This is a genomic window from Acidovorax sp. M14, from assembly GCF_049331375.1.
Classification (GTDB): Bacteria; Pseudomonadota; Gammaproteobacteria; order Burkholderiales; family Burkholderiaceae_C; genus Acidovorax.
In genome coordinates this window covers 1,234,433-1,257,943 of sequence record NZ_CP186263.1, presented here as the reverse complement: position 1 = coordinate 1,257,943, position 23,511 = coordinate 1,234,433, and the positions used below count along the sequence as shown (strand labels likewise).

The window sequence follows — 23,511 nt, the reverse complement described above, 5'->3', positions numbered from 1 at the left end:
TTTTTCAAGGGCGGAGGCCGGGAGTCGCCCGGCATGCGAGTCCCTTTCTTTCGCGTCGCCGAAAGAAAGGAACCAAAGAAAGGGCGACCCCACTGTCTGCGTCCCCTGCGCTTCGCTTCGGGGCAACCTGCGGTGCTCGGGTTTGGCGGGGTCTCGCTCGAACTCGCTCCGTTTCACTTCGCTCAGACAATCGCGAGCCCTGATCCGCCAAACCCTGCGCTCCTCGGCGCATCCAGAGGGGCAAAGGGGACAGAACATCCACACGGGCCTTTGCTTCGCTGCGCTGCGCTCGGCCCCAACTCGCGGGCGCAAGCGCCACGCGCTGCGCAGGCCAAGCCGAGCGCAGCGATGGCCCGAATGGATGTCCGGCTGTTCGGTTGTTTGGATGTTCGGCTGTCCACCCCCTGCTGGCTGCGCCTGCGGCGGGGCGGTTGCGGGGTGAGCACGCGCGTCGAAGCGCGCGTGCTTCGTGAACTGACTCGCCGTGGATGTCTGAACGAAGCTGCTACGCAGCGCAGTGAGTTCCACGGCGCACCACGCAAACGCCCCGACGCAGGTTTGCCCCTTCGCACCGCGAAGGGGTCGCAGACTGGGGGTCGCCTTTCTTTTGGGTACTTTTCTTTGGCGAAGCAAAGAAAAGTACCTCGCCCGCCGGGGCGACTCCCGGCCTCCGCCCTGAAGCCAGGCATGCCCCCAAATCAGCGCCAACGACAAAAAACTACAAAATCAATAGCAACCACCCCATATCCCACTAACGCATCCAGCCAAAAACCCTTCAAACAGGCCCCAAAGCCATCCGCCCCGAAGAAGTGACCGACGCATCCCTCGCATGCCGCGTCTCCACCCGGTTGCGCCCCGCCCGCTTCGCGTCATAACAAGCCATGTCCGCCGCGTACAGCACCGACGGCACATCCTGCAAGCTGGCATCGAGCACCACCAGCCCGATGCTCACCCCCAGCGTAAAACTGCGCCCCTGGTACGAAGGCTCCCACGCATGCACCGCCGCACGCAACTGCTCGGCCACGGCCTGGCCGCGTGCCAATGCACAGCCGGGCAACACCACCGCAAACTCATCGCCCCCCAAGCGCGCCGCCCAGCCGATCTGGCGCACATGGGACTCCAGCAGCCGGGCCACATGGCGCAGCACATCGTCGCCCGCGTCGTGGCCCGCAATGTCGTTGACCACGGTGAAATGGTCCAGGTCGAGGAACAGCACCACACCATCGCCCTGGGTCTCGCCACCCTCCTCGTCGGCAGCGGGCACCACAGCGCGCTGGCGGGCCGACCGCTCGACCATCAGCTGGCCCAGGCGCTCGTCAAACGCGGCGCGGTTGTACAGCTGCGTCAGCGCGTCGTGCGCGCGGCCCCAGGACTGCTGCACCTGGGCCTCGCGCGCGGCGGTGATGTCTTCCAGAATCCACACGGTGCCACCGTGCACCTCCTCGGGGCGCACGCCCCGGCCCTGCACGCGGGCCCACACGGGACTGCCGTCCTTGCGCATAAAGCAGATGTCGCCGTCGAACGCACCATGCGCCGCCACTTCGGCCCGCACCCGGTCGCCCACCTGCGCATAGTCGGCGTCGCTCGCGTACAGGATGCGCGCGGGGCGGCCCTGCAGCTCCTGCGCGGTGTAGCCCAGCATCACGCAGGCCTGGTGGCTCGCCACCTCCAGCATGCCGTGGCGGGTGATGACGATGCCCACGGGGGCGCTGTCCAGCACGGCCTGGAACTGGCCGACCACCGTGTCCTTGCGCGACTGCTGCAGGCTGCCCTGCTGCACCAGGCCCTGGAACACTCGCACCAGTTCGCCCACCTCGCCGCCCGCGCGGGGCCAGTCCACCGCTTGTGCGGGCTGCTGGCGCGCGCTGGTCCGAAGCAGCTGGCGCGCCTTGAAGGTCAGCTGCGCCAGTGGCTGCGCCATCCAGCCCATCAGCGCCACCGCCAGCAGCATGCACAGCACCATGCTGGCCACCGCCAGCCACCAGGCTTCGCGCTGGGCGCCGCGCAGCGGTGCCAGCAGCGCCTGCGACTGGCTCACGCGCGCCACGATCCACTGCGGCAGCGGCATGCCCGCCATGCTCACGATGTGGTCGGCCTGCACATGGGTCATGCCCCGCCCGACCACCGGCTGGGCCTGGCTCTGCCAGCGGGTGTACACGGGGGCCAGGCCCGCCTCGTCACGCACCTGGCCCAGCACGCGGGCGGGGTCGGAGTGCGACAGGATGGTGCCGTCGCGGGTGAAGACGATGAGCTGCGAGTCGTCGCGCGCGGGCAGCGTCATCGACGGTGGCAACAGGCTTTGGGATTGCAGCCGCAAAGCCCCGGCCACCACCCCCATCACGGTGCCGTCGTCACGGTGCAGCGGCATGGTGAACATGACCCGCGCCTCGCCCCGGCGCCCGGCGATCAGCTCGGACACCAGGGGTTTGCCATCGACCAGGGTGCGGCGCAGTGCGTCGCGCTCGGCAGGGTCCAGGTCCGCCGCCTTTTCGATCTGGCCGGCGCGCAAATTGAGGCGCAGTTCGCCGTTGTCGCGCGCGACCTGCATGGTGTCGAAAAACTGCACCGCAGGCAGGCCCTGCTGCAGCAGCCATTCCAGCGACGAGGGCGACTCCAGCACGGCCGGCGTGATGCCAGCAGCCACCGTGCGCAGCACCTTCTGGCTTTGTTCAATCTTGCTGGCCAGCAACCGGGCCACCACCTCGACCTCGTCGGTCTGCTGGCTCACCACCCGGCGCATGGCCTCTTGTCCGGAGGCCCGTGTGACCAGCCAGGCGGCCACCGCCCCCGACAGCGCCACCGCCAGCGCAGCCACCAGCATCAGCCGCAGCACCAGGGCGCCGGGCACCAGCCAGCCCGGCGCAGGGTCCGGGGCAGCCTGGGGGCCGGGCGGCGGCGTCATGGACGCTTCCCCCCTGCGGGCTGATGGGCACACTCAAAGTTCGGCATGGGGACGGGTCGCAGCAGACATGTCCCAACAAATATACGCAGGGCCTGTGCCCCGGGGCTTGGGTGGAACCCTTGGGTAAAGCCAAGGAAAAACCCTGAGCCCGCCGGGGTGCGGCAGGGATGAAAAGGAGGCGCAGCAAGGGCCGTGCAGCGCGGTGCACGCGCACATCGCCGCGCAGAAGAGCCGCCCCAGGGCCGATCGCCTCAGAGGTGCCGGTTTGTCAGCAAATGCAACGGAGCACCAGCCCGTGACAGCGCTCAGGAGCAAGCAGCCCGTTGGCCGCTGCTGAGCCTCCACCAAGCGGGGTCAGCAGCCCGCCATCGACTGCAAGGCCCGGGGCTGGGGCAGTGCCAGCACATTGCCGGTGCCGTGGATCAGGCCCAGCTCGCGCAGGTGGCGCAGCACACGCGAGAAGGTTTCGGGCGCAATGCCCAGCTGGGCGGCGATCAGGCGTTTGCGCTGGTGCAGGGTGACCTGCATGGCGCCGCTGTGGTCGGGCTGGGCGTGGTTCAGCAGCCACTGTGCGCAGCGCGATTCGGCATCCTGCGCGAGGCGGCTCACCGCCAGTTCAGACTGTTGCCGGTAGCCCTGGGCCATGTCCAGCAGCAGGCCGCGAGCGCCCGCCGGCATGGCGGCCAGACTGCGTTGGAACGCCTCGATGGGCACGCGCCGCACATGCACACGGGTGTCGGCCACCATGTCCACCGGCAAGGGCAGGCCCAGCAAGGCCGACGCGGCATCGAGCCAGAATGGCCCCTCGACAGCACCGAGCTGGTGGCGCAGGAAACCGTCGTCCAGCACACCGCGCAGCACACGGCCGCTTTCGAGGTGCAACACCGTCGTCAGCACCTCATTGCGCCTGCGCAGCACTTCGCCGGGAGCGATGACCTCGGTGTCAGCGGGCAGAGAAAAAAGGTTAGGTGGCAGCATGGAAGCCACTGTGCCGTGCGGCTGCGTCTGCGGCATTGAGCCACATCAAAACCGCACCATGTCGCCCGCCCCGCGCGCCCCAGGTTTGCGCCAAAACACACGAAAACTGCGCCAGCAACGTGCATGGATGCGCGCTGAGAGCGCCTGGCAGGGATGTAAACAGGTGTTGCACCAGGGCATGGAACTTGCGAAGCCCTACCGGCGGGCCCCGCCCTGCACCACGGTGCAACAGGGGCCGCGTCTCCTTTGCCCCGCCGGCCCTCCGGCGCTTTTTTCCCCAGGAATCACTCCATGAAGAAAAACCTGATTGCACTGTCTCTATCGCTTGGTGGCGCCCTGCTTTGTGCCACCGGGGCCCAGGCCCAGAGCTCCGTCCAGCTGATGGGCCTGACCGATGTGTTTGTGGGCTCCATGAAAAACGCCGGTGATGCCGGCAGCAGCAAGGTGGTCAACAGCGGCGGCATGACCACGTCGTGGTTCGGTTTTAAGGGCACTGAAGACCTGGGCGGCGGGCTCCGGGCCAACTTTGCACTCACCTCGTTCATCAAGGTAGACAGCGGGATCCAGGGCCGCTTTGCCAACGACACCTTCTTCTCGCGCGATGCCAACGTGGGCCTGAGCGACAGCTGGGGCACCGTGACCGTGGGGCGCGGCCTGGCCCCCAACTTCCTGCCGTCGATCCTGTCGAACCCGCTAGGCGACTCGTTCACCTTTGCGCCGCTGATCCTGCACATGAACGTGCCGCTGTTCAACGGCACGGGCTGGGGTTCCACCACGCCGTCCGACACCGGCTGGTCCAACGAAATCATCTACAGCACGCCCAACCTGGGCGGCCTGACCGCCAACCTGCACTACCAGTTTGGCGAGGTCGCGGGCGACAGCAGCAAGAAGAACGTGGGCATCAACGCGCTGTACTTCAACGGCCCCATCACCCTCACCGGCTTCTACGAGCGTGACCAGATGAGCAACCCCGCCGTGCCCAGCACCTACCTGGGCACCACCAAGACCGACTGGATGCTGGGCGGTGCGTATGACTTTGCCGTGGTGAAGGCCTTTGCCAGCTACGGCCAGGCCAAGGCCGACAACACCACCAACAAGGCCAAGACCACGCAGCTGGGCGTGTCGGTGCCCGCAGGCGCCACCGGCAAGGTGCTGGCATCGTGGGCGCAGACCAAGATGACGGCCACCGACATCTCGCGCAAGACCTTCACCGTGGGGTATGACTACTTCCTGTCCAAGCGCACCGACGTGTACGTGATGGCCATGAACGACCGCATCACCAACCAGACCAAGGGCAACAGCTTCGGCGTGGGCATCCGCCACCGGTTCTGACGGCTGCACGCAGCACCTGGGGCGTTTTTCAAGCCCCAGCAGCCCCAGGCGCCAGTGCAATATGCCTGAGCAGCTACAAAATAAGTAGCACCCGGAAATCATTCACGTTGGTGTGCGTGGGGCCGGTGACCAGCAGGTCGTCCAACCCCGCAAAAAATCCCCAGGCGTCGTTGCGCGCCAGGTGGTCGTCGATGCGCAGGCCCGCTGCGCCTGCACGCACCAGCGTGTCGGGGCACACAAAGGCCCCCGCGTTGTCTTCGCTGCCGTCGATGCCGTCGGTGTCGGCCGCCAGCGCCCACACGGCGGGCTCGCCCTGCAGCGCCTGCGCCAGGCCCAGGCAAAACTCCCCCGCACGCCCGCCCCGCCCCCGGGGCACGCCGGGCGCACGTGGACGCACCGTGACGGTAGTCTCCCCCCCCGAAAGAATCACACACGGCGCCGCAAACGGCTGGCCACGCCGCGCCACCGCGCGGGCCAGTGCCGCATGCACCTTGCCCACCTCGCGCGACTCTCCCTCCATCTCGTCCGACAGCACATGCGCAGGCAGCCCCGCCGAACGGGCCAGCGTGGCGGCAGCCTCCAGCGCCTGCTGGGGCGTGGCAATCATGTGCACGGCATGGCCGGCAAAACGCGCGTCGCCGGGTTTGGGCGTCTCCAGGCTGCCGGCCTCCAGCGCGGTGCGAATGGCCGGGGGCACCTCGATGCCATAGCGCGCCAGAATGGCCAGCGCATCGGCGCAGGTGGTCGCATCCGGCACGGTGGGGCCGCTGGCAATCACCGACGGGTCGTCGCCCGGCACGTCGCTGATGGTGAGCGTGACCACGCGCGCCGGCGCACAGGCCGCCGCCAGGCGCCCGCCCTTGATGCGCGAGAGGTGCTTGCGCACGCAGTTCATCTCGCCAATGTGCGCGCCGCTGTCGAGCAGGGCGCGGTTGATGCGCTGCTTGTCTTCCAGCGTCACCCCGTCGCAGGGCAGGGTCAGCAGGGACGAGCCCCCGCCCGATATCAGGCACAGTACCAGATCGTGCTCCGTCAGCCCCTGGGTCAGATCCAGAATGCGCTGCGCCGCCGCCAGCCCGGCCGCATCGGGCACGGGGTGCGCGGCCTCCACCACCTCGATGCGCTGGGGCACGCCCGCAGGCCGGGACGGCACATGCCCGTAGCGGGTGACCACCAGGCCCGACAGGGGCGCGTCCTGCGGCCACAGGGCCTCCAGCGCCTGCGCCATGGCGCCGCCCGCCTTGCCCGCGCCCAGCACCAGGGTGCGGCCCCCGCTCTCGCGGCTGGGCGGCTGGGGCAGCCACTGGCGCATGTCGTGCAGGGGTTGTGCGCTGTGCACGGCAGCGTCAAACAGCGCCTTCAAGAAGGCGCGGGGGTGGGTGCGGTAATCCGGCAGGGAAGAGCTGGCTGGCTGGGTTTCTGGGTGCATGCCGCGCATTGTGCAGCGGCGGGGCGGGTCACCCGGCTGTAACCAGGTTGTCACACGCCGCCGGTATCGTCGGCACCCTTGCTCAGGGACCCACAACAGCCATGCACAACACCCCATGGAGCCGACTGGAGGCGATGATGGCACTGCTGTCGCCCGCCGCCCGCCAGGGCACCGGCCCCCTGGCGAGGCTGATGCGCGAAGGCGGGCTGTACTGCGTGTTCCAGCCCCTGGCCGACCTGCGCGAGGGCCAGGTCTACGCGCACGAGGCGCTGATACGTGGCCCCCAGAACACCCCCTTGCACACCCCCGACAAACTGCTGGAGCTGGCCCGGCACGAGGGCATCCTGCAGGACTTTGAGCTGCTCTGCGTTTACACCGCCATGGAGCAATGGGGGCGGCACGACGCCCCGGGCCGGCTGTTTGTGAACATCAGCGCCGATGCGCTGGTGCATGGCGTCCAGCTGATCGGAGCTACCGAGCTGGGCAACACCGTGCGCAGCCTGGGCCTGAGCGCCCGCATGCTGGTGCTGGAAATCACCGAACACGAACGCGTGACCGACATGCCCCAGCTGCGCCAGGCCATCAAGGCCGTACACGCCTGCGGCGCGCGGCTGGCGCTGGACGACTTTGGCGACGGCCGCTCCAGCCTGCGGCTGTGGTCCGAGGTCAAACCCGACTTCGTGAAGATCGACAAATACTTCATCCGCGACATCAGCGACCACCCCGAAAACCTGCAGATGCTGCAGGCCATCAAGGGCATTGCCGACGTATTCGGCACCCAGCTCATTGCCGAAGGCATCGAAACCCGCGACGACTTGCGCGCGCTGCGCGACCTGGACATCCCCCTGGGCCAGGGCTGGCTGCTGGGCCGCCCCGCCATGGTTCCGCGCGAGGCGGTGGACGACGCAGCGCTGGAGGTCATGCACGACCGCCGCGTAGCCGTGCTGCCGCACCTGGGCCAGACTGCGCGCCCGGGCATCCTGCGCAGCCTGCTGGTGGTGCAGGCGCCCACCGCAGCGCCCGCCACCAACAACGACGCCGTGGCAGCCCTGTTCCGCCAGCACACGGACCTGCACGCGCTGGCAGTGGTGGACGGGTCGCGCCCCGTGGCCCTCATCAACCGCCAGCAGTTCATGAACCACTACGCCACGCCGTACTTCCGCGAGGTGCATGGCCGCAAATCGTGCCTCGCGTTTGCCAACCTGGCACCGCGCGTGGTGGAGCTGGACTGCGATGTAGACCAGCTCGTGGGCATCCTCACGTCGCAGGACCAACGCTACCTGAGCGACGGCTACATCGTCACCGACAACGGCCGCTACCTGGGCCTGGGCACCGGCGACCAGCTGGTGCGCGCCGTGACAGAGACCCGCATCGAGGCCGCGCGCCACGCCAACCCGCTGACCTTTTTGCCCGGCAACATCCCCATCAGCCTGCACATCCAGCGCTTGCTGGAAAGCGGTACCGAGTTTGTGGCCTGCTATGCGGACCTGAACAACTTCAAGCCCTTCAACGACCACTACGGCTACTGGCGCGGCGACCAGATGATCCGCCTGGTGGCGCGCCTGGCCACGGCCCACTGCGACGCACGCAGCGACTTCGTGGGCCATGTGGGCGGAGACGACTTCATGCTGATCTTCCAGAGCAGCAACTGGCTGCAGCGCTGCAAGAACATCGTGGACGAGTTCGCACGCGAGGCCGTCACGCTGTTCGACGACAGCGCACGGCTGGCAGGCGGCATCCAGGCCGAGGACCGGCATGGCGTGCAGCGCTTCTTTCCGTGCACCACGCTGGCCATCGGTGCCGTGCGCATCACGCCCGGGCGCTTCCGGCACGCCGAAGAAGTAGCCAACCTGGCTGCCGTGGCCAAGCATGAGGCAAAGCAGGCATCCACGGGGGTGGTGCTGCATGGCGGGTTCACCGAGTCGAGCCTGGGGGCGTTGGCCGCGACGCGGGCGCTGCAGGATGTGCTGGCGGCGTAGGGACCGTTTGAACCGCGTCTGAGGGGCGCAACGCTGACGCAGAAAGCGGTGTTCTGGCTCAACGTCAGGCTGTCATTGACACCGCACGGCTTAGGGCAAACAAGTCCGCTTCGGGCCCGAAGCTGCGGTTGACTCGCTACGCGCTGGCTTGCAGTCCAAGCCGCGCAGTGTCCGGAGCCCGACAATGCGCTCCAACCCTCAATCGATAGGACATGCCCCAGCAAGCCGGGTCATGCCTCTCATCTCAAACGGTAGGCCTCATGAATACAGTCTTTGCTCGCGCCGAGTTCTTCGACGCTTCCGCACTGGTTCTACTTTACGTCAACGACCCAGGTGCTTCGGCGGTTCGTGAATACTTCAATCGACGGCCAACCGTTTACACGACGGAGTTTTGCTTCCATGAGGCTCTTAGTGTTCTGAAAACTAAGTGGCGAAGGGTCAAAGTTCTAAGTCGAGATGAGTACTTGGCGGCAGCTCATGAGCTGACTATTTGGTATTCGGGAATGCAACGGACGTTGCCAGAAATCGCACTTCACGATCGTGACTACTATCCGTTGGTTCGCGAGCTAGCGATTCGCACTGGGCTCGATTATTCAGATGCGCTTCAGTTGGCGAGCCTGAAGTATGGGAACTATGCAAGCTTGGCTAGAGAGTCGAAGACGGTCTTGACTACGGCCGATCGAGAATTGGCCAATGCTGCACGTGCCGAGGGGTTGCGCGTTTGGTCGGTGCTTGATGAGACGCCACCGAATGAGGTCTAACCTATTGCTAGTTCCGAGAAGCGTCGGCGAGCTGCCACTCGCGACTCAGTGTCAGCATTGACCGTCCGCTTCTAACTGCCGCAGCACTTGACTCCCTCACGGCCCCGTAGACGCCCCCGCCTCAAACCACTTCCCAATCAGCGCCCGCTCCGCGTCGGTAATACCCGTCGCGTTGTTCATGGGCATGAGCTTTTGCACCACAGCCTGCTGGTAGATGGCCTGGGCGTGTTGCTTCACGCTGTCGGGCGAATCAAGCCGCAGGTTCTTCATCTGCACCGCAGCGCCGTGGCACATGTAGCAGCGCTGCTCCAGTACCGCTTGCACGGCCTTGAAGTCACTATGGCCGCTAGCGCCGGTTTTATCTGCGCTGGCAGCTCCTGAAACAGGAGCATTCGCGACAGGAGCGGCAACGGGTGCGGGGCGCATCCACACAATGGCGCCCACGATCACGACCACGCCCACCAGCGCATACGGCAGCGGGTTGCCATTGCGGCCCAGCTTGTAGCCGTGGCGCATCACGAAGAACTGACGGATGGCCGCGCCCGCGAACATCATCAGGATCAGCACCAGCCAGTTTTGCGGGTGGCTCCAGGTGAAGCTGTAGTGGTTGCTCAGCATGGCAAACAGCACCGGCAGCGTGAAATAGGTGTTGTGCACGCTGCGCTGCTTGCCGCGTTTGCCGTGGATCGGGTCCACGGGCTGGCCGGCCTTGATCTGGCTGATGACGGTGCGCTGGCCGGGGATGATCCAGAAGAACACGTTGGCGCTCATGGACGTGGCGATCATCGCCCCCACCAGCAGGAAGGCCGCACGGCCCGCAAACCAGTGGCAGGCCAGCCACGAGGCCACGCACACCAGCACCAGCACCAGCGCGCCCACGATGGCGTCGCCGTTCTTGCGCTGGCCGAAGATGCGGCAGATGGCGTCGTACAACAGCCAGAACAGCACAAAGAAGCCCAGCGCCACCACGATGGCCGTGGCGGGTGCCCAGTCCATGCGCGACTTGTCGATGAGGTAGGTGCTGGCGCTGTAGAGGTAGGACACCGTGAACAGCGCAAACCCGCTGATCCAGGTGCTGTAGCTCTCCCAGAAGAACCAGTGCAGGTGCTTAGGCAACTGCGGCGGCGACACCGCGAACTTGACCGGGTGGTAGAACCCGCCGCCGTGCACGGCCCAGAGCTCGCCGCTCACGCCTTGTTTCTTGAGGTCTTCGTCTTCGGGCGGCGTGAGGCTGCTGTCCAGAAAAACAAAATAGAACGACGAGCCGATCCAGGCAATGGCCGTAATGACATGGACCCAGCGCAAAAGCAGGTTGGCCCAGTCGAGAAAGTAGCTTTCCATATCTCAACCTTGGCAGCGCGCACGCGCTGCAATAGCAAACCTGCTCACCACTGCGGGCGCTCTGAGCAGACATTGAGGTCGCGCACCTTGGCCAGTGGGTTGCTGGCCGGGGCACCGCTGCGACCGGTACGTCAAAGTGTATGCAGGAATTGTTCCCGATTCCAGCCCCAACCTGGGGCATTCGGGGCCGGAATTACCCTCATTCCCCAGCCTTTGGTGCTGGCTGCAGCGTCTGCAGCAACTGCGCCGCCACGGCCACGGCAATCACCTCGGGCTCCTTGCCCCCGATGCCAGGGATACCGATGGGGCAGGTGACCTGCGCCAGCTCCTCGGCGGCGAACCCGCGCCCATGCAGGCGGTTGCTGAAGGTGCCCCACTTGGTTTGGCTGCCGATCAATCCGATGAAAGGCAGGTCGCCCTGCTCGCGCTGGCGGCGCAGGCAGGCGGCCACCACGTCCAGGTCCTCAGCGTGGCTGAAGCTCATGATCAGAACGCGGCTGCCGGGTGCCAGGCGGGGCACGGCGAGTTGCACCGGCTCGGAGTGTTCGCAGACCACACCTTCGGGCGGGTCGGAAGGGAAAATGCCGTCCCGGCTGTCGATCCAGGTCAGCGCAAAAGGCAGTGGCGCCAGCACGCGGGCCACCGCGTGGCCCACATGCCCGCCGCCAAACAAGGCCACTGGATGCAGGCGGGGCGCCAATCGCTGGGCCAGGCCTGGTGCGTCTTGCGCTGCGAGCAACTCAAACCCGAGGTGCACCACCCCGCCACAGCACTGGCCCAGCGCCGGACCCAGCGCAAACCGCATCGGCCCCGGCGCAGTGACCAGCCCACCCGCCAGGCGGCGGCGTGCTTCGGCAATCGCCTGCAGCTCCAGATGCCCGCCGCCGATGGTGCCCACCAGCTGGTCGGCGAACACGGCCATCCAGGCGCCGGGCTCCCGGGGCACGGACCCTTGGGTAGACTCCACGGTCACCAGGCAGGCTGGCACGGCCCCCAGGCCGTCCAGCAGCATTTGCAAATTTGTCACCGCGATCCTTTTCGTGACGGATGCAAAACGGGGCTCTGCCAGCGGCTCACCCTCCGGTGAGGCAGCTGTTGTAGCCCTCATTTCGACCGTCGTCATTTTGTAACGTACCACCTTCGCCGCTGGGTTATCGTGCCCGCAGTCTCAGGAACCTTTCACACCATGCCCGACACGCCCTCTCCCCGCTCCACCGGAAAGCGCAGCCACTGGTTGCTGGCAGGCATCATGGCCGTGGGCGCGGCGCTGGTCTCGGCCTGCAAGGCCCCGCCAGAGCCCACGCCAGCCCCCGCGCCCGACAGCGTCCCGTCCACCGGGCCGGATGCCAGCGGCGTCAAGGGCCCCGTGCCCGCCACCGCCGGGTCAGCGCGCCCCTCGGCCGCTGCCACGCCACTGGCCTACCGCCAGGATGCCGCCACGCACCTGTATGGCCTGAACCGCGAACGCATCTTCAAAGGCAAACTGCCGCCGCAGCTGTATGCCATTGGCGTGCTGCAGCTCGACATCGACCGCGCGGGCAAGATCACCCGCCTGCACTGGATGCGCGCCCCGCGCCATGCCCCCGAGGTGGTCACCGAGATCGAGCGCACGGTGCGCGCTGCAGCCCCGTTCCCTGTCCCGGCCCGCTTGGGCAAGGTCACCTACACCGAGACCTGGCTGTGGGACAAGAGCGGGCACTTTCAGCTCGATACGCTGACCGAAGGGCAGCTGTAGCAATATCTCCCTGAGCGGCCAGGCCACTTCGGCCGTCAGGCAGCGCTTGCTACGAGCCCCGGTAGGTCGAATAGCTCCAGGGGCTGACCAGCAGCGGCACGTGGTAGTGCTGGTCGGCATGCGCAATGCCGAAGTCCAGGCTCACCTGGTTCAGAAAATTGGGTTCGGGCAGTTGCACGCCCCGGGCCTTGAAGTAGCCCGCCACATCAAAGCGCAGCCGGTACGTGCCGGTGCGCAGGCTGGCGTTGTCGAACAGCGGCGCATCCGTGCGGCCGTCGTGGTTCAGCACCAGGCGCTTGATGAGGGTGGCGTTGTCGCCGTCGGTGGAATACAGGGCCACTTCCATGCCGGCCGCAGGGCAGCCGTTCATGGTGTCCAGAACGTGGGTGCTCAATCCCATGGGGGAATCTCCTGAAGTAAGAGTCTGTCCAATCGGCGACGATTGCCAGATCGCAGTGTGTAGACCAAAAGTGTATACACTTTTCACCATCCACCGTATCATGCAGCCATGGAATCTTCCTCCACCAGCGCCATCGTCGAAGCGCTGACCCGCGCCATCGTAGAACACCGCCTGCAACCCGGCACCAAACTGGCCGAGCAAAAGCTGGCCGACCACTTTGGCGTGTCGCGCACGCTGGTGCGCCAGGCACTGTTTCAGCTGGCGCAAAACCGGCTGGTCACGCTGGAGCCCGCACGGGGCGCATTTGTGGCGACACCCTCGGTCGAGGAGGCGCGCCAGGTGTTTGCCGTGCGCCGCATGCTGGAGACCGAGATGACCCGCGCCTTTGTGCGCAGCGTGACGCCCGCCAAGCTCAAGGCCCTGCGCGCCCACGTGGCCAGCGAGAAGGCCGCCATGGGCACGCACGACGCCAGCACCCGCACCGAGTTGCTCGGCGACTTCCATGTGCGCATGGCCGAACTGATGGGCAACGAGGTGCTGGCGCAGATGCTGGGCGACCTGATCTCGCGCTGCGCCCTCATCACGCTGATGTACCAGTCGGCCAGCGCGGCCGAGCACTCGCACGAGGAGCATGCCGACATCGTGGCGGCCCTGGCCGCGCGCGACGAGGAGCGCGCGGTGGCCCTGATGCAAAGCCACCTCGAACATGTCGAAGCCAGCCTGACCTTTGACCGCAAGCGCCCGGCCAGTGACTTGGCCGCCGCACTGGCCTCTTGAAAACCACCCCACCATGATCTACGACACCACCCAGGCCTACCCCCGCGACCTCATCGGCTATGGCAAGACACCGCCCCACGCCCAGTGGCCCGGTGGCGCGCGCATTGCCGTGCAATTCGTCCTGAACTACGAAGAAGGCGGCGAAAACGCGGTGCTGCATGGCGATGCGGGCAGCGAGCAGTTCCTGTCCGAAATGTTCAACCCGGCCAGCTACCCCGAGCGGCACATGAGCATGGAGGGCATCTATGAATACGGCTCGCGTGCTGGCGTGTGGCGCATCCTGCGCGAGTTTGAAAAGCGCCAACTGCCCCTCACGGTGTTTGGCGTGTCCACAGCCCTACAGCGCCACCCCGATCTCACGGCAGCCTTTGTGGAGTTGGGCCATGAGATTGCGTGCCATGGCCTCAAATGGATCCATTACCAACACATTCCCGAAGAGGTGGAACGCGCCCACATGCAAGAGGCGATGGACATCATCCAACGCATGACGGGCGAAAGAGGAAGTTCGCAAGACCACGTACATGGTCTGGGCTGGTACACCGGCCGCGACAGCCCCAACACGCACCGCCTGGTGGCTGACTACGGCGGCTTTGAATACGACAGCGACTACTACGGCGACGACCTGCCCTTCTGGATGAAGGTGCAAAAAACCGACGGCAACGTGGTGCCCCAGCTCATCGTGCCCTACACGCTGGACTGCAACGACATGCGCTTTGCGCTGCCCCAGGGCTACTCGCACGCCGACCCGTTCTTCCAGTACATGAAGGACACGTTCGACGCACTGTATGCCGAGGGCGACCCAAATGGCGACAACGCGCCCAAGATGATGAGCATTGGCATGCACTGCCGCCTGCTGGGCCGCCCGGGCCGCATCACGGCGCTGCAGCGCTTTCTGGACCACATCGCACAACACGACAAGGTGTGGGTGGCCCGCCGCATCGACATCGCGCGCCACTGGAAGGCCGTGCACCCCTACCCCACCACAAAGGCCTGACGACCATGGCATGGACCCTTGACCAACTGAATGCCGCCACGCCCGCACAGGCCCTGGAGGCGCTGGACGGCGTGTACGAGCATTCCCCCTGGATTGCCGAACAGGCGCTTGCCCAGCGGCCATTCCGCTCGCTGGCACACCTCAAGCACGCCCTGGCCCACGCGGTGCGCACCGCCAGCACCGAGGCGCAGCTGGGCCTGATCCGCGCCCACCCCGAGCTGGCGGGCAAGGCCATGGTGGCGAAAAGCCTCACCGCCGAATCGACCAACGAGCAGTCCAAGGCGGGCCTGACGCAGTGCACGCCCGAAGAATTTGCGCGCATCCAGCAGCTCAATGCGGACTACAACGCCCGCTTTGGCTTCCCCTTCATTCTGGCCGTGCGCGGTCCGCGCGGCGCGGGGCTGAACAAGCAGCAGATCATCGATACCTTTGCGCGGCGGCTCGACAACCACCCGGAGTTCGAGGTGGCAGAGGCCTTGCGCAACATCCACCGCATCGCCGAGATCCGCCTGAACGACAAGTTCGCCGCCGAACCTACGCTGGGCAATGACGTGTGGGACTGGCATGAAAAGCTGGCCGAACACTCCGACCCCGGCTTTGCTGAAAAGGGCCAGCTCACCGTCACCTACCTCACCGACGCACACCGCGCCTGTGCCCAGCGCATCAGCCACTGGATGCGCGACTGCGGCTTTGACGAGGTCGAGGTGGACGCCGTGGGCAACGTGGTGGGGCGGTATCGCGCCGCCACACCCGGTGCCAAGTACCTCATGACCGGCTCGCACTACGACACCGTGCGCAATGGCGGCAAGTACGACGGGCGCCTGGGCATTTTTGTGCCCATGGCCTGCGTGCGCGAACTGCACCGCGCGGGCCAGCGCCTGCCGTTTGGTATCGAGGTGATTGCCTTTGCCGAAGAAGAAGGCCAGCGCTACAAGGCCACCTTCCTGGGTTCGGGCGCGCTCATCGGGCACTTCAACCCTGCCTGGCTGGACCAGAAGGATGCCGACGGCGTGACCATGCGCGCTGCCATGCAGCACGCGGGGCTGTGCATTGACGACATTGCCAAGCTGCAACGCGACCCGGCCCAGTACCTGGGCTTTATTGAAGTCCACATCGAACAGGGCCCGGTGCTCAACGAGCTGGACCTGCCGCTGGGCGTGGTCACCTCCATCAATGGGGGCGTGCGCTTTGTGGGCGAAATGATCGGCACCGCCAGCCACGCAGGCACCACCCCCATGGACCGCCGCCGCGATGCGGCCGTGGCGGTGGCAGAGCTGGCGCTGTACATCGAGCAGCGCGCCGCCCAGGACGGAGACTCGGTGGGCACGATCGGCCTGCTCAACGTGCCCGGCGGCTCCATCAATGTGGTGCCGGGCCGCTGCCAGTTCAGCCTGGACCTGCGTGCACCCACCGACCCGCAACGCGACGCACTGGTGCGCGACGTGCTTGACCACCTGGGCCAGATCGCTGCCCGGCGCGGCCTGCGCTATACGCTGGAAGAATCCATGCGCGCCGCCGCCGCCCCCAGCGCACCGGCGCTGCAGCACCATTGGGAGCGCGCGGTGGACTACTTGGGCGTGCCCGTGTTCCGCATGCCCAGTGGCGCAGGCCACGATGCGATGAAGCTCCACGAAATCATGCCGCAGGCCATGCTGTTCGTGCGCGGAGAAAACTCCGGCATCAGCCACAACCCGCTCGAATCCACCACCAACAACGACATGCAACTGGCTGTGGACGCCTTCACCCAGGTGCTGCACCAGCTTGCCGAGGAACAACAACCATGACCACCCCGAACCACCACGCCGCGCTGGACGCCTGGATCGACCAGCACTTTGACGAAGAAGTGCGCTTTTTGCAGGCCCTGGTGCGCGTGCCCACCGACACGCCCCCGGGCAACAACGCACCCCATGCCGAGCGCACCGCCGAGCTGCTGAAGGACTTTGGCTACGAGGCCGAAAAGCATGCCGTGCCCACCGTCGACGTGCAGGCCTACGGCATGGAGTCCATCACCAACCTCATCGTGCGCAGACCATACGGCAGCGGCGGCAAGACCATCGCCCTGAACGCCCACGGCGACGTGGTGCCGCCCGGCGAAGGCTGGACGCACGACCCCTACGGTGCCGAGATCGTCGATGGCGCCATGTATGGCCGCGCCACCGCCGTGAGCAAGAGCGACTTTGCAAGCTTCACCTTTGCCGTGCGGGCCTTGGAAGCCGTGGCCAGGCCCACCCAGGGCGCGGTGGAGCTGCACTTCACCTACGACGAAGAGTTTGGCGGCGAACTCGGCCCCGGCTGGCTGCTGCAAAAGGGGTTGACGAAGCCCGACCTGATGATTGCCGCGGGCTTCAGCTATGAAGTGGTCACCGCCCACAACGGCTGCCTGCAGATGGAAGTGACGGTGCACGGCAAGATGGCCCACGCCGCCGTGCCCCACACCGGCGTGGATGCCCTGCAGGGCGCCGTGCACATCCTGAATGCGCTGTACGCACAGAACGACGAGTACAAGAAGGTCACGTCCAAAGTCGAGGGGATCAAGCACCCCTACCTGAACGTGGGCCGCATCGAGGGCGGGACCAACACCAATGTCGTGCCCGGCAAGGTGATGTTCAAGCTCGACCGCCGCATGATCCCCGAGGAAAACCCGGTGGAGGTCGAAGCCACCATCCGCCGCGTGATCGAACAGGCCGCAGGCGAGCGCGCCGGTATCAGCGTGGAGATCAAGCGCCTGCTGCTGGCCAACGCGATGACGCCGCTGGCGGGCAACAAGCCACTGGTCGACGCGATCCAGCAACATGCCCAAGCCGTGATCGGCGAACCGGTCCCTGCCGTGGGCACGCCGCTCTACACCGATGTGCGCCTGTATGTGGAGCGCGGCATTCCCGGCGTAATCTACGGCGCCGGCCCCCGCACCGTGCTCGAATCGCACGCCAAGCGCGCCGACGAGCGCCTGCAACTCGAAGACCTGCGCCGCGCCACCAAGGTGATCGCGCGGACATTGAGCGACTTGCTCGCCTGAAGGCCCGCAGGGCATTGGGATTGAGTCATGCATGCAGCACATCAGTGCAGCGCCGCAATGTCATGACGCAATGGCCTCTGACAGCCCCTTGACCAACCTACACTGGCGCGGGCGCATCCATCGACTGGGTGCGCCCGTTGTCATTTCCAGATTCCACACACCAGGAGATATCCCATGAACATTCGCCATACGCTGCTGGCTGGCAGCGTTGTGCTGGCCCTGGCCAGCCTCACGGCCTGCGGCAGCACGCCGCCGGTGGCCAAGGCTCAGCCGGTAGCCGCAGTACAGCAGACCGCTTCGGCCCAGGCCGCCAGCGCAGCCTACGACTTCGACATGGATGTGTTCCACCCCGTCGTGGCACGCAATGGCATGGTCGCCACCGAACAAGAACTGGCCTCGCAGATTGGCCTGGACATCCTGAAAGCCGGTGGCAATGCGGTGGATGCCGCCGTCGGCATTGGCTTCGCGCTGGCCGTGGCCCTGCCCAACGCAGGCAACCTGGGCGGCGGCGGCTTCATGATGGTGCACGACGCCAAGACCGGCAAAAGCGTGGCCCTGGACTTCCGCGAAGTGGCGCCTATCAAAGCCACGCGGGACATGTACCTGGATTCCAAAGGCAATGTGGTGGACGGCAAGTCGCTGTACACCCACTACGCCGTGGGCGTGCCTGGCACCGTGGCCGGCATGGAGCATGCGCTCAAGAGCTGGGGCACCCTGCCCCTGTCGCGTGTGATCGCTCCGGCCATTGAGCTGGCGGACAAGGGCTTCCCGGTGAGCGAAACGCTCGCCAAGATCCTGCAGCAAGAGAAGAAGAACATGGGGAAGTGGCCAGCCACCCAGGCCATCTTCTGGAAGAACGGCGAACCGCTGAAGGTGGGCGACCCGCTGGTGCAGAAAGACCTGGCGCAGTCCATGCGCCTGATTGCCCAGCAAGGCGCCAAGGCGTTCTACGAAGGCGAGATCGCCCAGAAGATCGCGGCTGAAATGGCCCCCCACGCGGGCGCCATCACGCTGCAGGATTTGCGCGAGTACAAGGTGGTGGAGCGCGCGCCCATGCGCGGCACCTACCGTGGCTATGAGATCGTAACCATGCCCCCACCTTCCTCGGGCGGCCCGCATCTGGTGCAGATCCTGAACATGCTGGAGCCGCTGCCCCTGGCCCAGTGGGGTCCCAACAGCGCGCAGACCATCCACCACATGGCCGAGAGCAGCAAGCTGGCGTATGCCGACCGCTCCGAATATCTGGGCGACCCGGATTTCGTTAAGATCCCGCTCAAGGGCCTGACCTCCAAGCGCTATGCCGAATCGCTTGCCAAGGGCATCGACCCCAACCGCGCGCGCCCGGCCAAGGAGATCAAGCCCGGCCAACCCCAGCCGTATGAGAGCGACCAGACCACCCACTACAGCGTGGTGGACAAGGCAGGCAACGCCGTGGCCGTGACGTACACGCTCAACACCAACTTCGGCAGCGGCATCGTGGCCAAGGGCACGGGCATCCTGCTCAACAACGAGATGGACGACTTCTCGGCCAAGCCCGGCGTGGCCAATGCCTACGGGCTGGTCGGCGGTGACGCCAACGCCGTGGCCGCCAAGAAGCGCCCCCTGTCGTCCATGACGCCCACCCTGGTGCTGAAGGACGGCAAGCCCACGCTGGTGACCGGCAGCCCCGGCGGCGCACGCATCATCACCACGGTGCTGCAAACGGTGGTCAACACCATCGACTTTGGCATGAACCCCGCCGAGGCCGCTGCCGCACCCCGTGTGCACCACCAGTGGACGCCCGACGAGCTGCGCGTGGAAAAGGGCCTGTCGCCCGACACCATCGCCCTGCTCAAGCAGCGCGGCCACAACATCGCGGTCAAGCCCTCAATGGGCCGCACGCAGACCATACAGATCCGCGGTGGCGCGCTGTACGGCTACTCGGACCCGCGCAACCCCGACGGCAAGACCCTCGGCTACTGATTGCCAGCGCCCGCCTAGTGCGGGCTAGCTGCGCCTGTCAGCCTTTGCAAGGCCACGCACTACAAATGCGTGGCCGTTTTTTATTGCAGCCTTCGTGACAGCATGCGGGCATACCCTCATACGCCGCCCTTCAGACTTGCCTACAGTTCTTGTATGCAAGATTTGCGTTCAAAAAGCTACTGAAGGAGTTGGCATGCCCCGGTTTTTCAAATCCCTTTTTGGCCAGGTGGTGCTGGCCTTGATAGCCGGTGTGGTGGTGGGCCTGGTCTGGCCCGACACCGCCATCGCGCTCAAGCCCCTGGGCGACGGCTTCATCAAACTCATCAAGATGCTGATCCCGCTCATCGTGTTCTGCGTGGTGGTGCATGGCATCGCAGGCACGGGCGACCTGAAGCGGGTGGGCCGGGTGGGCGTCAAATCGCTGATCTATTTCGAGGTCGTCACTTCCATCGCCCTGGTGTTGGGTCTGGCGCTGGCGTTCTGGCTCGAGCCCGGTGTGGGCATGAACGTGGACCCCAAGGCGCTCGACCCCAAAGCCATGGGCGCCTATGCCGAAAACGCCAGCAAGCTCACCGGGGGCGGCTTTACCGACTTCTTGCTCAAGCTGATCCCCACCACCGCCGTGAGCGCGTTTGCCAACGGCGACGTGCTGCAGGTCCTGCTGTTCTCCATCGTTTTTGGCTGCGCCCTGGCATTGATCGGCGAGCGCGGCGCGCGCGTCACCAGCCTGATCGACGACCTGTCGCATGTGCTGTTCAAGACCATGGGCCTGATCATCAAGCTCGCGCCGCTGGGCGTGCTGGGGGCCATCGCCTTCACCGTGGGCAAGTACGGCCTGGGCTCCCTCAAGCAGCTGGGCATGCTGGTGGCGCTGTTCTACGCTGCGGTGGTCATCTTCGTCGTGGTGGTGCTGGGCCTCATCATGCGGGTGTCGGGCTTCAGCCTCTTCAAGCTGCTGCGCTACCTGCGCGAGGAGCTGGCCGTGGTGTTTGCCACCACATCGTCCGACAGTGTGTTGCCGCAAGTCATGGCCAAGCTCAAGCACATGGGCATCCGCGACTCCACCGTGGGCCTGGTGATCCCCACGGGCTACTCGTTCAACCTGGACGCTTTCTCGATCTACATCACGCTGGCGGCCGTGTTTATCGCCCAGGCCACCAACACGCCGATTTCCATGGCCGACCTGCTGACCATCCTGGCGATCTCGCTGGTCACCTCCAAGGGCGCACACGGCGTGCCCGGCTCGGCAATCGTCGTGCTGGCAGCCACCTTGCAGGCCATCCCTGCCATCCCGGCGATTGGTCTGGTACTGGTGCTGTCGGTGGACTGGTTCATGGGCATCGCCCGCGCGCTGGGCAACCTCATTGGCAACTGCGTCGCCACCGTGGCCGTGGCGGCGTGGGAGGGCGACATCGACCGCGAACGCGCCCATGCCGTACTGGACGGCCGCGAGCCACCCATGCCACGCGCCTGATTGGGCGCCGCACCTTTGCAGCACGCGACAATCCGGCCATGAGCATCAACCAGACCCAGATCGCCCAGCAGGTGGTGGAATCCATCCTCGCGCAAAAACTCTCGCCCGGCGAGCGCCTGGGCGAGCAGGAGCTGGCCGATCTGTTCGGCGTGAGCCGCACGCTGGTGCGCGAGGCCCTGATGCAGCTGCAGGCACGGGGCTTTGTGGAAGTGCGCTCGCGCCGGGGCTGGTACGTGGTGGAGCCTTCGGTGGAGGATGCGCGCGACGCGTTCTCCGCCCGGCGCATCATCGAGTCGGGCATCCTGGCCGATGCGGGCCGACCGCTGCAAAGCGTGACCCGCCGCCTGCGTGCGCACATCGCCGACGAGCAGCAGGCCATCGAAGGCGCGGACGCTGCCACGCGCGCCTTTCTGCTCGCAGACTTCCACGTCTGCCTGGCCGAGGCGATGGGCCACCGCAGCCTGAGCGACATCCTGCGCGACCTCACGGCACGCACCACGCTGGCCGCATCGCTCTACCAATCGCAGCACGCGGCCAGCCAGTCCTGCGCCGAACACGCCGCCATCGTCGAGGCGCTGGAGGCCGGCAACACCACCCTGGCCCGCGAGCGCATGCTGGCCCACATCGGCCATGTGGAAGGCGCTCTCAACCCCGGCCAGCCCCTGGTGCGCGACCGGCTGCGGGAATCCCTGGCACCGCTGACCAGCCCACGCACCAAGGCGGCAGCTACGGACCCGGGCTAACCACACCGAAGGCACACAGGCCACCCACCGTCCAACCGCCTCCACCACGGCAGGCGAGAAATTGCTGCGTCCCTAAGGGTTAACCGGGATAAGCGCGCCCGGTCATTTTGTATACGATTTTTGTATGGACACCTGTGCACCATCCGGTGCCAGTGTTCCTTTCGTATTCACCCCCCCAACCCGCTGAAGGACGCCCATGAACCCGCCCGTACACCCCGTGGACGAACACCTGCCCCTGGGGCGACTGACGGCGCTGGGCCTGCAGCATGTGCTGGTGATGTATGCGGGCGCCGTGGCGGTGCCACTCATCGTGGGCCGCGCGCTCAACCTCACGCCCGACCAAGTGGCCAAACTGATCTCGGCCGACCTGTTTGTGTGCGGGCTGGTCACACTGATTCAGGCGCTGGGCGCCTCGCGCTGGTTTGGCATTCAGCTGCCGGTGATGATGGGGGTGACCTTTGCCTCGGTGGCGCCCATGATCTCCATGGCGCAGAGCACGGGCGGCACGGCCGGGGCCGGGCTGATCTTTGGCTCGGTGATCGGCGCGGGCGTGATCTCCATCCTGATCGCGCCGCTGGTCAGCCGCATGCTCCGCTTCTTCCCGCCGGTGGTCACCGGCACCATCATTGCGGTCATCGGCATCAGCCTGATGCGCGTGGGCATCAACTGGATCTTTGGCAACCCGGTGGGCCCCACGGCGCCCAGCGTGCCCAACCCCGAGCACCTCAAATGGCTGGCAGAGGCGCAGGCAGCGGCGGGTGCACCCGGCTCATCGCTGCCGCCGGTCCCCAAGGGCTTTGCCGTGGTGCCCACGGTGCCCAACCCCAAGTACGCGGACCTGACCGGTGTGGGCATCTCGTGCCTGGTGCTGCTGTCCATCCTGCTGATTGCCAAGTTTGCCAAGGGCTTCATCGCCAACATTTCGGTGCTGCTGGGCATCGTGATCGGCGCGGTGGTTGCCGTGGGCATGGGGCTGATGAACTTCGACAAGGTGGCCAAGGCGCAGTGGTTTGACCTGGTGCTGCCGTTCGAAATTGCCGGGCCCGTGTTCGACCCCATCCTGATCCTGACCATGACCCTGGTGATGATCGTGGTCATGATCGAATCCACCGGCATGTTCCTCGCCCTGGGCGAGATGACCGACCGCAAGGTCGACCAGGCGGCCCTCACGCGCGGCCTGCGCACCGACGGCCTGGGCACGCTGCTGGGGGGCATCTTCAACACCTTTCCGTACACCAGCTTCTCGCAGAACGTGGGCCTGGTGGCCGTCACCGGCGTCAAGAGCCGCTTTGTGTGCGTGGCCGGTGGTGTGATCCTGATCGTGCTGGGCGTGCTGCCCAAGATGGCCGCCCTGGTCGAGTCGCTGCCCACCATGGTGCTGGGCGGCGCGGGGCTGGTGATGTTCGGCATGGTGGCGGCCACGGGCATCCGCATCCTGGGCGGTGTGGACTTCAAGACCAACCGCTTCAACGCCATGATCGTGGCCGTCTCCATCGGCGTGGGCATGGTGCCGCTGATCGCACCCAACTTCCGCCAGTGGATGCCGCATGCCATCCACCCCCTGATCGAATCCGGTATCCTCCTGGCCTCGATCACGGCGGTGGCCCTGAACGTTTTCTTCAATGGCGCCAGCCGCGACACCTCCGCCGCTGTCAACGCCGCACGCCAGGCCGACGCCCACTAGCATC

At 66.1% G+C, this 23,511-nt stretch carries 18 protein-coding genes; 12 read left to right on the top strand and 6 right to left on the bottom strand.

Features of this window, described 5'->3' with window-relative positions:
- Window positions 1–775: 775 nt before the first annotated feature.
- Together ACOYR4_RS05915 and ACOYR4_RS05910 are read right to left on the bottom strand one after the other, a co-directional pair.
- Window positions 776–2,902 (bottom strand): diguanylate cyclase domain-containing protein, encoded by a 2,127-nt coding sequence (locus tag ACOYR4_RS05915; RefSeq protein WP_422848934.1) that lies wholly within the window; start codon window positions 2,900–2,902, stop codon window positions 776–778.
- 354 nt (window positions 2,903–3,256) lie between these two features.
- On the bottom strand, window positions 3,257–3,880 hold the full coding sequence (locus ACOYR4_RS05910; RefSeq protein ID WP_060985679.1) for a Crp/Fnr family transcriptional regulator: 624 nt from the start codon (window positions 3,878–3,880) through the stop codon (window positions 3,257–3,259).
- A gap of 291 nt (window positions 3,881–4,171) precedes the next feature.
- On the opposite strand from ACOYR4_RS05910, the gene ACOYR4_RS05905 reads away from it, so the two are divergent.
- Window positions 4,172–5,212 (top strand): porin, encoded by a 1,041-nt coding sequence (locus tag ACOYR4_RS05905; RefSeq protein ID WP_060985676.1) that lies wholly within the window; start codon window positions 4,172–4,174, stop codon window positions 5,210–5,212.
- A gap of 73 nt (window positions 5,213–5,285) precedes the next feature.
- Here the strand turns inward: ACOYR4_RS05905 and ACOYR4_RS05900 are convergent, their stop codons facing one another.
- The gene (locus ACOYR4_RS05900; RefSeq protein WP_422848933.1) at window positions 5,286–6,641 is read right to left on the bottom strand and encodes a glycerate kinase type-2 family protein; all 1,356 of its coding nucleotides are present in this window, start codon (window positions 6,639–6,641) and stop codon (window positions 5,286–5,288) included.
- A gap of 101 nt (window positions 6,642–6,742) precedes the next feature.
- Between ACOYR4_RS05900 and ACOYR4_RS05895 the strand changes: the two genes are divergently transcribed.
- Together ACOYR4_RS05895 and ACOYR4_RS05890 are read left to right on the top strand one after the other, a co-directional pair.
- Window positions 6,743–8,620, top strand: coding sequence for an EAL domain-containing protein (locus tag ACOYR4_RS05895; protein WP_422848932.1), 1,878 nt, complete (start codon window positions 6,743–6,745; stop codon window positions 8,618–8,620).
- 260 nt (window positions 8,621–8,880) lie between these two features.
- Window positions 8,881–9,381, top strand: coding sequence for a type II toxin-antitoxin system VapC family toxin (locus ACOYR4_RS05890; protein WP_422848931.1), 501 nt, complete (start codon window positions 8,881–8,883; stop codon window positions 9,379–9,381).
- Window positions 9,382–9,477: 96 nt separating this feature from the next.
- On the opposite strand, the gene ACOYR4_RS05885 is transcribed toward ACOYR4_RS05890, so the two are convergent.
- Window positions 9,478–10,722 (bottom strand): urate hydroxylase PuuD, encoded by a 1,245-nt coding sequence (locus tag ACOYR4_RS05885; protein ID WP_422848930.1) that lies wholly within the window; start codon window positions 10,720–10,722, stop codon window positions 9,478–9,480.
- Between the two features lie 199 nt (window positions 10,723–10,921).
- The gene (gene xdhC / locus ACOYR4_RS05880) at window positions 10,922–11,749 is read right to left on the bottom strand and encodes a xanthine dehydrogenase accessory protein XdhC (RefSeq protein ID WP_422848929.1); all 828 of its coding nucleotides are present in this window, start codon (window positions 11,747–11,749) and stop codon (window positions 10,922–10,924) included.
- A gap of 159 nt (window positions 11,750–11,908) precedes the next feature.
- Here xdhC and ACOYR4_RS05875 point away from each other — a divergent pair, with 159 nt between their 5' ends.
- Window positions 11,909–12,457 carry a hypothetical protein gene (locus tag ACOYR4_RS05875; RefSeq protein ID WP_422848928.1) on the top strand — a complete coding sequence of 183 codons (549 nt, stop codon included), beginning with the start codon at window positions 11,909–11,911 and terminating at the stop codon, window positions 12,455–12,457.
- A 49-nt stretch (window positions 12,458–12,506) separates the two neighbouring features.
- Here ACOYR4_RS05875 and uraH read toward each other — a convergent pair whose 3' ends face one another.
- Window positions 12,507–12,857 carry a hydroxyisourate hydrolase gene (gene uraH / locus ACOYR4_RS05870; RefSeq protein WP_015012870.1) on the bottom strand — a complete coding sequence of 117 codons (351 nt, stop codon included), beginning with the start codon at window positions 12,855–12,857 and terminating at the stop codon, window positions 12,507–12,509.
- Between the two features lie 108 nt (window positions 12,858–12,965).
- Here uraH and ACOYR4_RS05865 point away from each other — a divergent pair, with 108 nt between their 5' ends.
- From ACOYR4_RS05865 to ACOYR4_RS05830, 8 genes are all read left to right on the top strand, one after another.
- The gene (locus ACOYR4_RS05865) at window positions 12,966–13,634 is read left to right on the top strand and encodes a GntR family transcriptional regulator (protein ID WP_015012869.1); all 669 of its coding nucleotides are present in this window, start codon (window positions 12,966–12,968) and stop codon (window positions 13,632–13,634) included.
- A 13-nt stretch (window positions 13,635–13,647) separates the two neighbouring features.
- Window positions 13,648–14,628 (top strand): allantoinase PuuE, encoded by a 981-nt coding sequence (puuE, locus tag ACOYR4_RS05860; RefSeq protein WP_422848927.1) that lies wholly within the window; start codon window positions 13,648–13,650, stop codon window positions 14,626–14,628.
- Between the two features lie 5 nt (window positions 14,629–14,633).
- The gene (uraD, locus tag ACOYR4_RS05855; RefSeq protein WP_422848926.1) at window positions 14,634–16,412 is read left to right on the top strand and encodes a 2-oxo-4-hydroxy-4-carboxy-5-ureidoimidazoline decarboxylase; all 1,779 of its coding nucleotides are present in this window, start codon (window positions 14,634–14,636) and stop codon (window positions 16,410–16,412) included.
- Window positions 16,409–17,644 (top strand): M20 family metallopeptidase, encoded by a 1,236-nt coding sequence (locus ACOYR4_RS05850; RefSeq protein WP_295943513.1) that lies wholly within the window; start codon window positions 16,409–16,411, stop codon window positions 17,642–17,644. Before uraD ends, ACOYR4_RS05850 begins: the two co-directional genes overlap by 4 nt.
- Window positions 17,645–17,818: 174 nt before the next feature.
- Window positions 17,819–19,606, top strand: coding sequence for a gamma-glutamyltransferase (gene ggt, locus ACOYR4_RS05845; RefSeq protein ID WP_422848925.1), 1,788 nt, complete (start codon window positions 17,819–17,821; stop codon window positions 19,604–19,606).
- Window positions 19,607–19,799: 193 nt separating this feature from the next.
- A complete protein-coding gene (locus ACOYR4_RS05840) occupies window positions 19,800–21,080 on the top strand; it encodes a C4-dicarboxylate transporter DctA (RefSeq protein WP_422848924.1) in 1,281 nt (426 codons plus the stop codon).
- A 38-nt stretch (window positions 21,081–21,118) separates the two neighbouring features.
- Window positions 21,119–21,823, top strand: a complete 705-nt coding sequence (locus tag ACOYR4_RS05835; protein WP_108626735.1) for a GntR family transcriptional regulator — start codon at window positions 21,119–21,121, stop codon at window positions 21,821–21,823.
- Window positions 21,824–22,019: 196 nt separating this feature from the next.
- Window positions 22,020–23,507, top strand: coding sequence for a nucleobase:cation symporter-2 family protein (locus ACOYR4_RS05830; RefSeq protein WP_422848923.1), 1,488 nt, complete (start codon window positions 22,020–22,022; stop codon window positions 23,505–23,507).
- Window positions 23,508–23,511 lie beyond the last annotated feature (4 nt).